Annotated in this window: 12 protein-coding genes; 3 read left to right on the top strand and 9 right to left on the bottom strand. The window is 65.5% G+C overall.

Annotation, left to right across the window (positions count from 1 at the left end; all coding sequences use genetic code 11):
* Nucleotides 1-31 precede the first annotated feature (31 nt).
* From CYJ22_RS03095 to dnaK, 8 genes are all read right to left on the bottom strand, one after another.
* Nucleotides 32-1,438, bottom strand: a complete 1,407-nt coding sequence (locus CYJ22_RS03095; protein WP_007590374.1) for a DUF418 domain-containing protein — start codon at nt 1,436-1,438, stop codon at nt 32-34.
* 83 nt (nt 1,439-1,521) lie between these two features.
* Nucleotides 1,522-2,196 (bottom strand): hypothetical protein, encoded by a 675-nt coding sequence (locus CYJ22_RS03100; protein ID WP_007590364.1) that lies wholly within the window; start codon nt 2,194-2,196, stop codon nt 1,522-1,524.
* A gap of 77 nt (nt 2,197-2,273) precedes the next feature.
* Nucleotides 2,274-3,014, bottom strand: a complete 741-nt coding sequence (locus tag CYJ22_RS03105; RefSeq protein WP_007590347.1) for a type 1 glutamine amidotransferase — start codon at nt 3,012-3,014, stop codon at nt 2,274-2,276.
* Complete coding sequence (locus tag CYJ22_RS03110; protein ID WP_007590360.1) at nt 3,011-4,321, bottom strand: Mur ligase family protein; 1,311 nt, start codon at nt 4,319-4,321, stop codon at nt 3,011-3,013. The genes CYJ22_RS03105 and CYJ22_RS03110 overlap by 4 nt, the downstream gene beginning before the upstream one ends.
* A gap of 565 nt (nt 4,322-4,886) precedes the next feature.
* A complete protein-coding gene (locus CYJ22_RS03115) occupies nt 4,887-5,441 on the bottom strand; it encodes a heat shock protein transcriptional repressor HspR (RefSeq protein WP_007590343.1) in 555 nt (184 codons plus the stop codon).
* A 3-nt stretch (nt 5,442-5,444) separates the two neighbouring features.
* A complete protein-coding gene (locus CYJ22_RS03120; RefSeq protein ID WP_101600999.1) occupies nt 5,445-6,494 on the bottom strand; it encodes a DnaJ C-terminal domain-containing protein in 1,050 nt (349 codons plus the stop codon).
* Nucleotides 6,495-6,536: 42 nt separating this feature from the next.
* Complete coding sequence (locus CYJ22_RS03125) at nt 6,537-7,193, bottom strand: nucleotide exchange factor GrpE (RefSeq protein ID WP_101601002.1); 657 nt, start codon at nt 7,191-7,193, stop codon at nt 6,537-6,539.
* The gene (dnaK, locus tag CYJ22_RS03130; protein WP_101601004.1) at nt 7,190-9,025 is read right to left on the bottom strand and encodes a molecular chaperone DnaK; all 1,836 of its coding nucleotides are present in this window, start codon (nt 9,023-9,025) and stop codon (nt 7,190-7,192) included. Before dnaK ends, CYJ22_RS03125 begins: the two co-directional genes overlap by 4 nt.
* Nucleotides 9,026-9,492: 467 nt before the next feature.
* On the opposite strand from dnaK, the gene CYJ22_RS03135 reads away from it, so the two are divergent.
* The 3 genes from CYJ22_RS03135 to CYJ22_RS03145 all read left to right on the top strand — a co-directional run bounded on the left by CYJ22_RS03135 (nt 9,493) and on the right by CYJ22_RS03145 (nt 13,625).
* Nucleotides 9,493-11,865, top strand: a complete 2,373-nt coding sequence (locus CYJ22_RS03135; protein ID WP_101601006.1) for an alpha-L-fucosidase — start codon at nt 9,493-9,495, stop codon at nt 11,863-11,865.
* Nucleotides 11,866-11,944: 79 nt separating this feature from the next.
* Entirely contained in the window at nt 11,945-13,102 is a 1,158-nt protein-coding gene (locus tag CYJ22_RS03140; RefSeq protein ID WP_101601008.1) for a methyltransferase, read from the top strand.
* Nucleotides 13,103-13,169: 67 nt separating this feature from the next.
* On the top strand, nt 13,170-13,625 hold the full coding sequence (locus CYJ22_RS03145; RefSeq protein ID WP_007587363.1) for a GNAT family N-acetyltransferase: 456 nt from the start codon (nt 13,170-13,172) through the stop codon (nt 13,623-13,625).
* 408 nt (nt 13,626-14,033) lie between these two features.
* Here the strand turns inward: CYJ22_RS03145 and CYJ22_RS03150 are convergent, their stop codons facing one another.
* Nucleotides 14,034-15,269, bottom strand: coding sequence for an IS256 family transposase (locus CYJ22_RS03150; protein ID WP_101601011.1), 1,236 nt, complete (start codon nt 15,267-15,269; stop codon nt 14,034-14,036).
* Between the last annotated feature and the right edge of the window lie 17 nt (nt 15,270-15,286).

Below are 15,286 nucleotides of genomic sequence, written 5' to 3' on the forward strand. Positions count from 1 at the left end.
AGATAGCCCTTGCGGAACTCAAAAGTTTCTACTAAATAGAGCAATTTTGATTGCCCACACTCCCACCATTCACCGACGTCTCACCATACCCAGCAGGCGGCGCGGGAACCTGGGGCACCGGAATCGACGAGGCCGGGGCACCTCCACCGGGGACGAGCGGCAGATCGGGCAGCGGCAGAGTCCTCGCACTCCTCGTCACGAGCCAACGCAGTGCCCACTCCGCGGGACCGCGAGAGGAACCCGCAACCTCGGCAATGACGCAACCGATCCCGATAAGCGCCCACACCCCCAGCGCGATGAGGCCGGACACCGCCACCCCCAGCGAACGCACGCCACACACGCCGAGCACGCTGAAGATGAGAATGAAGAGCAGCGTCTGCGAGAGATAGGCCGTCATCGAGCGTCGGCCAATCGCACTCAGGAACGCGCACACCGTGCCCAGCTTCTCCCGCGGACCGCCGCCCACGAGCGCCAAGAGCGCCAGCCAGCCGCAGGCGCCCGCAACACCGGACGCATGAAAGAGCGGATAGGACCAGGCGGCCGAATTGGAGAACGCCCAGTCCAGCTGCATGAGCGCGAAAGGCGCGCCTCCCAGCGCACCGATCGCCAGACCTCCGAACGCGATGCCCGCCAGGAGCGCCCCACGCCCACGCGGATCCTGCAGGAAGCCCCAGCGCGCAACTCCCACGCCGATCATGACGCAGGGGACCACCAGCGCCGTCAACACCGTCGCAGGCGTCGCGACGAGCCAGGACCCAAAAGACACCAGCGGGTACCAGGCGTTGAGCGACATGGGTCCGTGATATTCCAGCACCATCGGCTCTCGCCCCATCATCGCGCCACCCATCGTTATACCCATCAGACTCAAGGTTGCAATGAGCGAACCCGCAAGAATGCGAGCCCACCCACGCCTCATGACGATCACTTCGGCGAAGATGACCGCGACGAGGCCGTAGGCACCGATGATGTCTCCCGAAAAGACGATGCCGTGCACCAGGCCAAAGGCGAGCATCCACCACCCGCGGCGGCGGATCAGACGCGCGGCCGCACGATGGGATCGGCGCTCGACACGATCGCGAAAAATCTCCCACTGGACGGGGTTCCAGCCAGCGCTCAGTTCAGGGGGAAGAGCGTCCAACGCGAAGCGGCGCTCGCGTTCGATCGTGCGCGAGGCCATGATCGCCATGCCAAAACCGAAGAGAATCGAAAACAGCGGGTAGGCCCTGCGATCGACGAACAGGGTCCGCGCCAGGTACCACCACTGGTCGGCGCTGCCCATAGCCGCGAGCGCAGCGTGTCCTGCCCGGGGAGTCTCCGGGAAGTAAGCAATCCAAAAGGGCACATTCGCCAGAGCAATGAGCGCAAGCATGAGGCCGCGCGCAACGTCTGGTGCAGGGAAACGCACCTGGCGTGCGCCCGTGAAAGACAGGGTGTGCATGAGGTCCTCTCGCTCTACCTGGGATAGAAAAGGGGCGAGGCCGGAGTTTCTCCGGGGCCTCGCCCCTCCATGTGTGCCATGGGTCAGCCGATGGCCGACATCATCGCCTGCTGGCGAAGCTCTCGGCGCCTGCCGTTGGCTTTCACTACCAGCACGATGCCGATAATCATGATGATCGTGCCACTGACGCCGACCACCGAAGACCAAATGAGGCCATTCGTGCTGGACTTCGTGATGTCACCAGCACTGGCATCCATGCCCGCAATGTCGGCTCCCGCAGGCAGACCCTCACAGTCGATGCGGTAGGTACCCGCGGGCAGATCCGTGGCCGTGTAGTAGTTGTTAATCCCGGCGAACGAGTGCATGTCGTAGACGTCGCCATCCGTGTCCGTCATCGTGCACGACGTTGCCTCGACGTCGCCGAGGAGGATCGTGTACTGCCCGTTGGCGCCAACCTCGACGGTCCCGCCATTGGTAATGCTGACGGCGTTCACATCCTCGGGCGCCTCCGTGTTGAGGCCTGAGACAGCGACCACGGCAAAGATGACCGGGGCGATGATCAGCATCATGAGCAGGCCCAGAACAATCATGATCGTGCCCGGAGCTCGACTGGGCAGGTTCATGGGTGGCATGACTGCGGGACCGGCGTACGCGGCGCCCGGGTAGCCGCCCTGGGCGGGCATGGTGCCGTCCTGTCCGTACTGCGGCCAGGGCGTGCCCTGCTCGCCGGGGACTCCGTAAGGCCTGGGATTCGACATGAGGAAAGCCTTCCTAGAAATTCTTATGTGTCAGCATAGCAACGCGTGCATACGGCGTGATAACACCGGCAGCGACGTCAGGCCTGGCGGACAATCCGCAGGCGCTCCTCACGCAGCTGCGCGACGCCGGGAACCTCGAGGGGTTCCAGCGTGGTTCCGGTGGCACGCTCAAGCAGCAGGTCCGCCAGCTCGGGGTTACGCGCGAGCGCGGGACCGTGCATGTAGGTCGCGATGATGGAGCCCTGGACAGCGCCGTCGTAGCGGACCTCAGGTGCTTCTTCTCCCTGGGGCGTACCGTTTCCGACGCCCGAGATGACGCGCCCCAGCGGGGAGGCCTCGGGGCCGAGGACGGTGCCTCCACCGTGGTTTTCAAAGCCCGTGAGGGTCTGCGTGAGCCCCTCAAGGACGGGCTCGCAGACGAGCTCGCCGATAGCCCGGTGCCCCTGAGGGCGAGTCGTAATGTCGAGGACTCCCATGCCGGGAACGCGTGCGCCGCGCGCATCCTCGTACCAGTGACCGAGCACCTGCAGGGAGGCACAGATCGCCAGGAGTGGGCGGCCCGCGTCAAGGGCACGGGCGAGACCGGAGGTGCCGCGGAACTTGTCGGCCGCAAGCGCCTGGGCGGTGTCTTCACCTCCGCCAAGCGTGTAGATGTCGAGGCTCTCGGGGATCTCCTCGGTCAGGCCGACGTGGACAACCTCGGCGTCGATACCGCGCCTGCGGGCGCGCTCGGCCAGAATCAGTGCGTTGCCGCTGTCGCCGTAGGTCCCCAGGACCTCGGGCATGAGGACGCCGATTCGCAGCGTGGAGGCGCTCATCGGGTGCCTTCCTTTCGATCGAGCAGGACCTTGAAGTCGCGCATGGCCGTGTAGTTGAGGAGCATCTCGACGCGGCCGGGCTCGCACGCGGCCAGGGCGTCCATGGGCAGCGGGACGAGGTCACAGTGGACGCCCGCGTATTCGAGCCGCACAGCAAGGTCGGCGCCACGTTCACCACAGGCGACAACGCGACGGCCGGGCTGCTTAACTGCGGAAAAATCGACATCCCACAGCCAGGAGAGATCCTGGCCGTCGGGCACCTGGCCGTTCACTCCGATGACGACCTGCTCGACGCGCGGGTCGATCATCGTCATGGCCTCCTGCCAACCGGCGGGGTTCTTGGCGAGCATGAGGCGCGCGCGTCGACCGTTGACGTTGTGGACGGAGTAGCGTCCGGCGACCTCGGTGACACTACTGACGGCCGCGGCGGCAGCCGCGGGGTCGATGCCCATGGCGACGGCGGCGGCGACGGCCTGCGCGGCGTTGCCAAGGTTGGCGCGCCCGGGAAGCTTCAGCTCGAGGGGAACACTGACACCGTCCGGTCCACGCAGCGTCGCACGCGGGCCCTCGGGGGCCAGCTCGACGTCCTCGAGCCACCACTGAGGCTGAGGACGGCTGCTGAGCTCAGGAAGTTCCTCGCCGTCGAAAGCGGGAATCAGGTGCCAGTCCTCGCCGGAGCGGACGACGCGGCCACCGCGCGGGTATGCGGCGGAGTCTGCACCCCATCCACCACCGGCCGCAACCCACACGACGTTCGGATTGTCGGCGGCGGCCGAGACGATCAACGGGTCGTCGCAGTTGGCGACGACGACGGCGTCCGGATGCGCAGATGCCCCGTCGCGCAGACGACGCTCGACGGAGCCGATTTCGCCGACGCGGTCGAGCTGATCGCGCGAGAGATTCAGGTACACGAAGACCGATGGATTGACGTCGGCGGCGACGCCGGGCACGTGCATTTCGTCGACCTCAAGGGCTGCGCGCGTCGCCCCCTTACCCTGCATGAGCGCCGTCAGGACACCGGAGGTCATATTGTCGCCGTTGATGTTCGAGGCGACGGGCCCCGCGCTTTCCAGCGCCGCGCGCACCATACGCGTGGTCGTCGACTTGCCGTTCGTGCCGGTCACGATGACAGAGGAGAAGGGGGCAGCCAGTTCCTCGAGGAGCTTCGGGGAGATACGCAGGGCAACCTCGCCGCCGATCATGCCCCCGGAGCCGCGCCCAAGGGCACGCGATGCGAAGCGGGCGGCGCCACCGGCCGCTGTGGCCAGGCGAGAGCGCACCGACAGGTGATGCGAAGATTTCGTCATGCATCCACGTTAACGCATGCGGGGCGTCGGTTGCGCCGCCGACGCATCTCGATCCTCGCTATCAGGACACAGACGAGGGGCGCCACTCGGACCGCTTTCCTCGCGCGACACGCTGATACGTACCTGACCTGCACAGATAGTTACGTATTGCATATCGACGTTATCCACGCCATCTCTCTGTGATGGCGTCGATATGTCCCACCGGTCAATATCGACCGATGAGCCACCCAAGAGCATCGTCCCACCGGCCCACAACATGAGCATTTTCAAGGAAAAGGTGCATCCGCCGACAAAATTGCAGGTCAGAGGGCATTTCCAAAAAAATAGTAGCGAATCTGACGCACGCATTTCACGGAGCCCCTGCACGTTTGTGCCAAGCGATGGACACCTCAAGAATCGACTATCAAAACCCACCGTGACCTGGTAAAACTATGTTCAGCAGGCGCAAGCCTGTCGCCTGTTCCAGGCTTCGGTCGGGGATCCTGTGTGCCCCCGGATCCTCGATCGAATTATGCTGCGGGACCCATCCACTGGATGGGTCCCGCAGTCCTTTATGTGTCGATGCCTAGCGGCGAGAGACAATCGTCCCTTCAATCACCGCGCGCCCATTCGATCGCGGCGCAGCCGGAAGGGCCGAACGCGCCGAAGCCTCGGAGGAGGCGAGCGCCGCGAGCGCCCGCACCGGATTCCACACGGTGAGAGAGCCCCCGGAGCGAGATTCAGACCTCGAGGAGCTATCCCACGGGCGCTGGCCTCGGCGCATCGGCATGACCTGTCCATCCGCAGACGCAGCGAACACGCGGTTGCGCTTGGCTTCGGCCGCTGCGACCGCCCCACGCAGGGCGTCGCGCTCCTCTTCCAAGGCCTCGACGCGCCGCTCGAGCTCGAGGATGCGTCGAATACCCGCCAGGTTGATGCCCTCTTCCTGGCTCATCCGCTGCACGTCGCGCAGACGCTGCACGTCCCGCTTCGTATATCGGCGTCCCCGCCCCTTAGTACGGGCGGGGATCACCAGGCCGAGGCGGTCGTACTGGCGCAGGGTCTGCGGATGCATGCCCGCCAGCTCGGCCGCAACCGAGATGACGAACGTGATCGCATCGTCCGATCCCGTCTTCGCCATGGCTTACTCCTCCACGGCCTCGAACAGGGAGGCGCGGACGTCGAGGTCACCCTCGGCCTTCGCCATCTCCTTCGCGAGCTTCTTGAGGTCGCGGCTCGGCTTGTCCGGAACCTGGATGGCCACGCGGGCGATCAGGTCACCCGTCGCCTTGGAGGTCTTCACTCCCCCGCCGCGCACGCGGATCTCGGAACCCGAGGAGGAACCCGCAGGCACCTTGACCGTGGCCGTGTTGCCGTCGATCATCGGCACGTCGACGACGGTGCCAAGGATGGCCTCGGACACGGTCACGGGCAGGGTGAGGACCAGGTCATCACCCTCGCGCGAGAACACGGGATGCGGCTTGACGGTCACAGCGACCTCGAGGTCGCCGGTGGGACCGCCGTTGATGCCGGGCTTGCCGTGGCCCTTGACGCGGACCTTCTGACCGTCCTTAATGCCCGCGGGAATGCGGACCTTGATCGGAGAGCCGCCAACCTTGATGGTCAGGGTCGCACCGTTCAGGGCCTGACGGAAGGAAATGGCCAGCTTTGCGCGCACGGTCCCGCCCTTTTCAGGGGTGGGCGCCGCCTGCTGGGCGTGACTGGCTCCGCCGAAGGGCGAGCCGTAGGGGTCGCCCCCAAATCGCGCGCCACCGCCGCCACCGCCGAAGAGGCCGGAGAGGATGTCCTCAAAGCCAGCCCCGCCGCCGGGCATGCCGGAGGTCTGGAAGCGCACGTTGTGGCCGCCTCCACCGAAGCCGCCGGCGCCACCGAAGGCACCGAAGAGGTCCTCGAAGCCACCCGCGCCGCCCGATCCGGCGGAGAAGCGTGCCCCGCCGCTAGCCATCGCGCGGATCGCGTCGTAGCGCTTGCGATCCTCGTCATTGGACAGGACGGCGTAGGCCTCGCCGATTTCCTTGAACTTGGCCTCAGCGGCCTTGTCGCCCGGGTTCTGATCCGGGTGCCACTGCCGAGCCAGCTTGCGGTAGGCCTTGGTGATGGCCTTCTTATCCGCCGTCTTGTCAACTCCGAGGACCTTGTAGAAGTCCTTGGAGAACCATTCCTGTTCACTCACGCGCGTGTCACCTCTCTTTCAGTTGCGAGCGTGTTGTTGCTGTTATTCAGGGTTGTTCACCAGCACCTTCGCGGCGCGCACCACGCGGTCTCCGCGGCGGTAGCCACTGGTGAGGACCTGCCCGATGACGGGATGGTCGACATCCGGGCTGGTGGTCGCCATGAGGGCGTCGTGCTGGGCGGGATCGAAGTCGTCGCCCGGGGCGCCGTAGCGCTCCAGCTCGAAACGCGTCTTGAGCGTCTCCTCGAGCTTCGTGGCGATCGACGCGAAGGGGCCGTCCTCCAGGTCGCCGTGCGCGCGGGCGGCGGCGATGTCGTCGAGGACGCTGATGAGCGACTCGATGACCTCGTCCTGGCCCGCGGTCTTGTGGCCGGGGATGGCCTCCTTGGAGCGGCGCACGTAGTTGGCGTACTCCTGGCCCTGGTTGTACAGCTCCGCGTTGGCGCGGGCCAGCTGGTCCTCGACGCTCGCGATACGCTCGAGGGCCTTGGCGAGGTCGGAGTCCTCGATCTGCTCCTCGAAGGCACTCATGTCGTCGGTCGAACCCTCGGACGAGGCCTGGGCAGCGTCATCCGCGCCGGGTGCGGTCTCGTTGTTCTCGGCCGCCTGGCCGGCCGGGGCCGACTCGAAGGAGTCGGCCCCGGCGACGTTGGCGTCTTCGTTGGGCGCCGAGAAACCGTTGGTTTCTTCGGTGCTCACTTGTTGTCCTCGTCAACGATCTCGGCGTCCACGACGTCGTCCTGCGCGGGCGCGGACTGGGCGCCGGCCTCGTCGGCCTGCTGCTTGGCGTAGATCTCCTGGCCAATCTTCATGCCGGACTCGGACAGGGTCGCCATGGCGGTCTTCACGGCCTCGATGTCGTCACCCTTGAGGGCTTCCTTGACGGCGTCGACGTCCTTCTGGACGCCCTCGCGGGTCTCCTCGGAGATCTTGTCGGCCTCGTCCTTGAGCAGCTTCTCCGTCGCGTAGACGGTCTGCTCAGCCTGGTTGCGGGTGTCGGCCTCTTCGCGGCGCTTCTTGTCCTCGGCGGCGTGCTCCTCGGCCTCGCGCACCATGCGGTCGATGTCTTCCTTGGGCAGGGACGAACCGCCGGTGATCGTCACCGACTGCTCCTTGCCGGTGCCACGGTCCTTCGCGGAGACGTGAACGATGCCGTTCGCGTCGATGTCGAAGGTGACCTCGATCTGCGGCACGCCACGGGGGGCCGGGGCAATGCCGGACAGCTCGAAGGTGCCGAGCAGCTTGTTGTCACGGGCGAACTCACGCTCGCCCTGGTAGACCTGGATGAGCACGGAGGGCTGGCCGTCCTCGGCGGTGGAGAAGATCTCCGAAGCCTTGGTCGGGATGGCCGTGTTGCGGTCGATGAGCTTGGTCATGACGCCACCCTTGGTCTCGATACCGAGCGACAGCGGGGTCACGTCGATGAGCAGGACGTCCTTGCGGTCACCCTGGATGACGCCGGCCTGCAGGGCGGCGCCCACGGCGACGACCTCATCGGGGTTGACACCCTTGTTGGGCTCGCGACCGCCGGTCAGCTCCTTGACGACCTCGGTGACGGCGGGCATACGGGTGGAGCCGCCGACGAGCACGACGTGGTCGATCTCGGAGACGGTCACGCCGGCCTCGGCCATGACATCGCGGAAGGGCTTCTTGGTGCGCTCGAGCAGGTCGGAGGTGAGCTCCTCGAACTTGGCGCGCGTGAGGGACTCATCCAGGTGGATGGGGCCGTCAGCGGTCATGGACAGGTACTGCAGCGAGATGTTCGTGGAGGTCGCGGAGGACAGCTCCTTCTTCGCCTGCTCAGCGGCTTCCTTCAGGCGCTGGAGGGCGACCGCATCCTTGGACAGGTCGGCGCCGGTCTTGGCCTTGACCTGGTCGATCAGCCAGTTGACAATGCGCTGATCCCAGTCATCGCCGCCCAGGTTGTTGTCGCCGGAGGTGGCGCGCACCTGGATGGTGGAGAAGCCGTCGTCATCCTTGCCCACCTCGAGGAGGGACACGTCGAAGGTGCCGCCACCGAGGTCGAAGACCAGGATGAGCTCGTCTTCCTTGCCCTTTTCGAGGCCGTAGGCCAGGGCCGCGGCGGTGGGCTCGTTGACGATGCGCTCGACCTTCAGGCCGGCGATCTGACCGGCGTCCTTGGTGGCCTGACGCTGGGCGTCGTTGAAGTAGGCGGGGACGGTGATGACAGCCTCGGTGACGGGCTCGCCCAGGTAGGCCTCGGCGTCAGCCTTCAGCTTCATGAGGATGCGCGCGGAGATTTCCTGCGCGGTGTACTTCTTGCCGTCGATCTCCGTGGTCCAGTCGGTGCCCATGTGGCGCTTGACGGAGGAGATGGTGCGGTCAACGTTGGTGACGGCCTGGCGCTTGGCGATCTCGCCAACCAGGACCTCACCGGTCTTGGAGAAGGCGACGACCGAGGGGGTCGTGCGGGCGCCTTCAGCGTTGGGGATGATAGTGGGCTCGCCGCCTTCGAGGACGGCGATAGCGGAGTTGGTGGTACCGAGGTCGATGCCGACTGCACGTGCCATGGTTGGTTTCCTTTCGTTCACGAGGCCGTCTCCGCTTCCGGAGCGGCTCGCGTTGGTCTGTGTGGTCTATGTGGTGCCGGGAAGGTCCCGACACATCCTTGAGTCTGTTGTACTCAACTTTAGGAGCAGGGTTTTTATTCCGCAACCCGAAGCTCTCAAACCTGAGTCTGATTCACTCAACTTTGCGGGATCGACTTTTATTCCATCGTCGAGCCCCACAAGCTTGAGCTACTCAAAACCTGAGTCTGATGTACTCAACTTTGTTTGCTCACTTTTATTCCATCCCACCTGGCTAGACGAAACACGGTCTGGCGCTACCAAAAGTTCCATAGTGTCAAGCGTCCGTAAGTCAGACGAAAGCCCATCGTAAGTTATTGCAAAATTCGAAAGTGGCGTACTACACCCTTCCTCTGGCAAACTAGTAACGCTCTCAACGACTGAGAGCCCCGTCAATCAATGGAGACTTGATGCGCATCACGAAACGACTGGCTGGCAGCCTCCTTGCCGGCCTACTGACACTAGGAATGGCAGGTCCCGCCTTGGCCGACACGCCAGCAGCCGACGGTGCCCCGTCCGGCGCCCCCACCACCCAGGCCACCTACGACGCGCGCTACGCGATCCCCGCAGCCGTCGCAGCCTCTGACCAGACAAAGGTCGCACAGTGGCAGGACATGAAGTACGCCATGTTCATCCACTGGGGCGTCTACTCCTCCTACGCAGGCTGGTACAAGGGCCAGAAGCAGGAAGTGGGCTACCCCGAGCAGATCAAGGCGTGGGGACACCAGCAGACCTGGGACTCCCGCATTCCGCTGCAGGGCATTCCCCGTGATGAGTACCTGGCCACCGCCCAGACCTTCGAGGCTCCCAACTTCGACGCGACCGCGTGGTGTCAGCAGGCCAAGGACAGCGGCATGAAGATGCTGCTCATCACCTCCAAGCACCACGATGGCTTCGCCATGTGGGACACGGCCACGACCGACTACAACTTCACCAAGCAGTCACCCTCGCACCGCGACCCACTCCTCGAGCTGTCGCAGGCCTGCAAGAAGGTCGGCATCAAGTTCGGCCTCTACTTCTCCAACATCGACTGGGAGAAGCAGCCCGAGAACCCGTGGCGTAACGACAACACGCTGAACGAAGAGGGCTACATGGACTACATCCATGAGCAGCTCAAGGAACTCCTCGGCGGCAAGTACGGCGAGATCGCCGAGCTCTGGTACGACATGGGCAAGCCGAACCCCGAGCAGTCCGACCAGCTGCGCCAGTGGGCGCACGAGCTCCAGCCGAACATCATGATCAACTCCCGCGTGGGCAACGACCGCGCGGACTTCGAGGTCGGCTGGGACAACGAGATGCAGTCCGAGCAGACCCAGGGTCCCTGGGAGTCGGCCGTTTCGATCTTCCACAAGACCTGGGGCTACGCGAACTGGGACGACGCTGCCCCCAAGTTCAAGGACACCGGCTACCCGGACTACTCCGAGGAAGACTGGGACCACATGATCGACGTCGACAACACGACGGCGTTGCGTAAGGCCCCTGGCGGCGCCCACACCAAGACCACCGAGATCGTGGGCAACATGTTCTCGACCGTGGCCCTGGGCGGTCAGTTCCTCTTCAACGTCGGCCCGAAGTTCGACGGCTCCTACGACCCGTGGGACGCCTCCGTCCTCAAGGGCGTCGGCGACTGGAACCGCGCTCACCCCGGCATCCTCAACAACTCTCGCCCGACCCACTTCCCCATCGAAACCTGGGGTAAGACCATGGTCGATGACTCCCACATCTACCTGGGCATCGAGAAGTGGCCCGCCGACGGCATGATTACGCTGCGCGGCGCCGGCGCCAACGACATCTCCTCGGTGAAGCTGGACGGCTCCGACGCGGCCCTGACCTACAAGGTCGAGGGCAACGACCTCGTCATCACGCTGCCCGCGCAGCCCGACGAGATCCTCCCCGTCGTCACGGTCACCACGAACGGCACGCCCAACTACGTGCCCACCGGCCTGACCACCATCGGCACCGACGCGACCACGATCCCTGCCTCCGGCCTCGAAAAGTTCAAGGCCCCCACCCCCAAGACCGGCGAGACCAGCTTCACGGCCTCCATCACCTCGGGCGACAAGGTCGCCTCGGGCGTGAGCGTCGCCTTCGACACCGAAGGCTTCACGGACACCTACGCGAAGTACAAGGTCACCGTCGCCGGACAGGTCATTAAGGACCTGACCGTCGCCCAGCTCAAGGAAGGTGTCGGCCCCTTCACGATCGGCCCGAACCAGACCGCTCGCGTGACCTTGGAATACGACAACCCGACGTACGCCCTCAAGGGCTTCGGCAAGGACACGACCGTCAAGTCGGTCACCGTCAAGGCCGAGAAGCTCTCGACCCCCGCCGTGACCGTCGATCCCACGACCGTCGAGGCCGGCAAGACCGTCACCGTGAAGGGCACGGGCTTCGCGCCCGAGTCCACCGTGACGCTCACGCTGCACTCTGAGCCCGTCGAGGTCGGCACCGCCACCACGGACGAGAACGGTGACTTCACCGCTGAGGTGACTGTCCCCGCCAACACCGAGGCCGGGGACCACACGGTTGTCGCCGAGTCCAGCGCGCCGGTCGTCTCCGCGACCGCTCCACTGACGGTCACCGTTCCCCCGGCACCCGCCGAGGAGCCGAGCGCCGCTCCGAGCGAGCAGCCCTCCGCGGCCCCGGCTCCCGCCCCCGAACAGGGTGGCAAGGGTGGCCTGGCCCGCACCGGCGCCAACGCGCTGATCCTCGTCGCGGCCGCACTGGTCGCCGCAGGAGCGGGCACGGCGTTCATCCGCCGCTCGCGCCTGGCCAAGGCCTAATCATCGCGTGGGCATAACCACCACAGACGGGGGCGGGGCGTACCTGACGGTACGCCCCGCCCCCACTTACACTTAAGGGATGCGCTGCGACCACTTTGACGCCGGGACCTGCCGGTCCTGCTCCCTCCTCCCCCAGCCCTACGAGCGTCAGCTCGACGGCAAGGTGGAGGCCGTCGCGGCAACCCTCTCCGCCGCCCCCGGAGCCGGCGAGATCGCCTGGCTGACCCCGGCCTCGTCCCCCGAGAAGGGCTTCCGCACGAGCGCGAAGCTCGTCGTCGGAGGAACCCGCCGCCGCCCCACCCTGGGCATCCTGGGGCCTGACCGCCGCGGCGTCGACCTGCCCGGCTGTCCCATCCAGCACCCCGCAATCAACCGCGCAACGCCCGGCCTCAAGCGCTTCATCCGCTCGCTGGACCTGACGCCCTACGACGTTCCCACTAAGCGCGGGGAGCTCAAGAACATCCTCATCACCGTGGGCGACGGCGAGCGGCTCATGATCCGCTTCGTGCTGCGCACGCGCGACCGCGTCTCCGACATTCGCTCGGCACTGCCGCTGCTGCGCGACCTCGTGCCCAGCGCACACGTCGTCACTGCGAACATTCACCCGACACACGAGGCCATCGTGGAGGGCCCCGACGAGATCATCCTGACCCGGGCACGCACGCTCCCCCTGGCCGTGGAAGGCCTCGAGCTGGGGCCTCGCTCCTTCGCGCAGACCAACGCGTCCGTCGCCTCCACCCTGTACGAGCAGGCCTCGGCCTGGGCCTCGCGCCCCTTCGCCGATGGGCGGCTGCCCGAGAGCCTGTGGGACCTGTACTGCGGCGTCGGTGGCTTCGCCCTCGCCTGTGCTCGCGCCGGATTCCCGCACGTGACCGGCGTCGAGGTGTCCTCCGGGGCGATCTCCTCGGCGATCAGCGCCGCCCGCCACGCTGGCCTGTCGCGGTCGGCTGCGTCCTTCATCGCGGACGATGCGACCTCGTGGGCTCAAGCCCAGTCACCCGAGGACGTGCCCGACGTGATCGTCGTGAACCCGCCGCGTCGAGGCATCGGCGCGGACCTGGCCGCCTTCCTCAACGAGTGCGACGCACCCCGCGTCATCTACTCCTCGTGCAACCCCGCATCGCTGGCCACGGACCTGGCGGCCATGCCCACGCTGCGCCCCGTCGAGGGACGCCTCTTCGACATGTTCCCGCACACGACCCACGCCGAGGTCGCTCTCCTCCTCGAGCGCGCGTAGGTCGCACAGATCGCGCGGCCCACCGCGGCCTCGGACCGTTACAATTGGACCTAACGTTAGGAGAAACATGACCGTCGAACTTATCACCGCCGCCACGCCTGAGATCCACGAGGCCATGGGGCGCCTGATCCCCCAGCTGTCCCGCTCCGCCGCCCCCATGAGCGAGGCCGACGTGGAGCGCTTCCTCTCCCAGTCCGGCGTGCACTTCTTCGTGTTCCGCTCCGACACCGCTGACGCGGAGGGCAACCACCCGATCCTCGGCATGCTGTCGCTGGCCACCTTCGAGATCCCCACGGGCGTGCGCGCGTGGGTCGAGGACGTCGTCGTCGACGAGGCCGCCCGCGGCCAGGGTGCCGGCCAGTCCCTCGTGGTCGCCGCGATCGAGCACGCTCAGAAGATCGGTGCCCGCACCGTCGACCTCACCTCGCGCCCCTCGCGCGAGGCCGCGAACCGCCTCTACCAGCGCGCCGGCTTCCAGCTGCGCGAGACCAACGTGTACCGCGTGACGCTCGAGAAGAAGTGAGCACGCTGCGCTTGCGTAGCTAGTTTCGGTTGTGACGCTTGCGTTGCGTGCTGATGCCTGCTGATGCTTGGTGACGCTAGCGTTCCACGTGTCGCTTGCGTTCGCTTACACCCCATACATTCTGTGCGATACCGCCCGCCCCCCGCATCATGCGGGGGGCGGGCGCTTCATTTGGAGCGCTAACGCGCGACTAGCTCCGGCCCGGCTCTCACTCCCGTGGGCGGCACTGACCTGGCGGCCGACGATACGGATAGGTTACGACGATGCGGATAGGTTATCCGCGTCCGGATAGGTTAATAAGCTATCCGGATCCTCATAACCTATCCATATGGCGACAACCTATCCGCATGCGCGCAGACGGTCAAGTCCTGTGGAGTGGTGTAATCGTTTTGTGTCCTTCGGGTTGGGTTATGCGGTGAGTTTGAGTGTGGTGTCCTCCTGTTGGGTGGGTTGGGGTGTGAGTCGTGATTTGGTGAGGACATCGAGGCTGAGGTAGCGTCGGCCTTCGGCCCATTCGTCGTTTTGTTCGGCGAGGACGGCTCCAACTAGGCGGATGATGGCCTGGCGGTTGGGGAAGATCCCCACGGAGTCGGTGCGTCGGCGGATTTCGCGGTTGAGGCGCTCATTGGGGTTGTTGGACCAGATCTGGGTCCACACTCCGGTGGGGAAGGACGCAAACGCGAGGACGTCTGCCCTGGCTTGATCGAGGTGATCACACACGGTGGGGAGCTTGTCGTGCACGTAGTCCAAAAGCCGGTCGTATTGGGCGTTGACCGATGCGGCGTCGGGCTGGTCGTACACCGAGTGCAGCATCGCTTTGACGGCGGGCCACAGCGCTTTGGGGGTGACCGACATGAGATTAGCGGCGTAGTGGGTGCGGCATCGTTGCCAGGCGGCTCCGGGCAGGTTCGCGGCGATGGCTTCAACCAGGCCCAGATGGGCGTCACTGGTCACCAGGCGCACGCCGGTCAGGCCTCGGGTGACCAGGTCAGCGAAGAACTCCTTCCACGCCGGGCCGGTCTCGCTGGTAGATGTGCGCACCCCCAGCACTTCTCGGTGTCCGTCATTGTTGACTCCGGTGGCAACCAGGACCGCGCACGAGACGACGCGGCCTCCTTCGCGCACCTTCATGGTGAGCGCGTCAGCGGCAACGAAGGTGAAAGGCCCGGCATCGTGGAGGGGACGGTTGCGGAACTGATCCACGTGCTCATCTAGGTCGGCTGCCATGCGTGAGACCTGGGACTTGGACAGTCCTGTGATCCCCAGGGTTTTGACGAGCTTGTCCATACGGCGCGTCGACACTCCTGCTAGGTAGCAGTCAGCGACCACTGTGATCAAGGCGCTTTCAGAGCGTTTGCGGCGTTGAAGCAACCACTCTGGAAAGTAGGTACCTGAGCGCAGCTTGGGGATAGCCACGTCAATGGTGCCAACCCTGGTATCCAGGGGCCGGTAGCGATACCCATTGCGCTGGGCGTGACGCTGGGGATCTTGTTGACCCCACTGGGCCCCGCACACCGCATCAGCGTCCGCTGATAGCAACGCGTTGATCATGTGCTGAAGTAAGGAACGCATCAGATCTGGGGATGCCTGGGACAACGCCTGGCCAAGCATGCCAGCAGGGTCGATAATATGAGGAGCGGTCATCGTTGTGCCTCCAAATC

Source organism: Schaalia odontolytica (assembly GCF_002847525.1).
GTDB classification, from domain to species: domain Bacteria; phylum Actinomycetota; class Actinomycetes; order Actinomycetales; family Actinomycetaceae; genus Pauljensenia; species Pauljensenia odontolytica_B.

Coding starts and splice junctions, on each gene's coding strand:
- CYJ22_RS03135 (WP_101601006.1), top strand. CDS start 9,493: ATGCGCATCACGAAACGACTGGCTGGCAGCCTCCTTGCCGGCCTACTG.
- CYJ22_RS03115 (WP_007590343.1), bottom strand. CDS start 5,441: ATGGCGAAGACGGGATCGGACGATGCGATCACGTTCGTCATCTCGGTT.
- CYJ22_RS03095 (WP_007590374.1), bottom strand. CDS start 1,438: ATGCACACCCTGTCTTTCACGGGCGCACGCCAGGTGCGTTTCCCTGCA.
- dnaK (WP_101601004.1), bottom strand. CDS start 9,025: ATGGCACGTGCAGTCGGCATCGACCTCGGTACCACCAACTCCGCTATC.
- CYJ22_RS03140 (WP_101601008.1), top strand. CDS start 11,945: ATGCGCTGCGACCACTTTGACGCCGGGACCTGCCGGTCCTGCTCCCTC.
- CYJ22_RS03105 (WP_007590347.1), bottom strand. CDS start 3,014: ATGAGCGCCTCCACGCTGCGAATCGGCGTCCTCATGCCCGAGGTCCTG.
- CYJ22_RS03100 (WP_007590364.1), bottom strand. CDS start 2,196: ATGTCGAATCCCAGGCCTTACGGAGTCCCCGGCGAGCAGGGCACGCCC.
- CYJ22_RS03110 (WP_007590360.1), bottom strand. CDS start 4,321: ATGACGAAATCTTCGCATCACCTGTCGGTGCGCTCTCGCCTGGCCACA.
- CYJ22_RS03150 (WP_101601011.1), bottom strand. CDS start 15,269: ATGACCGCTCCTCATATTATCGACCCTGCTGGCATGCTTGGCCAGGCG.
- CYJ22_RS03145 (WP_007587363.1), top strand. CDS start 13,170: ATGACCGTCGAACTTATCACCGCCGCCACGCCTGAGATCCACGAGGCC.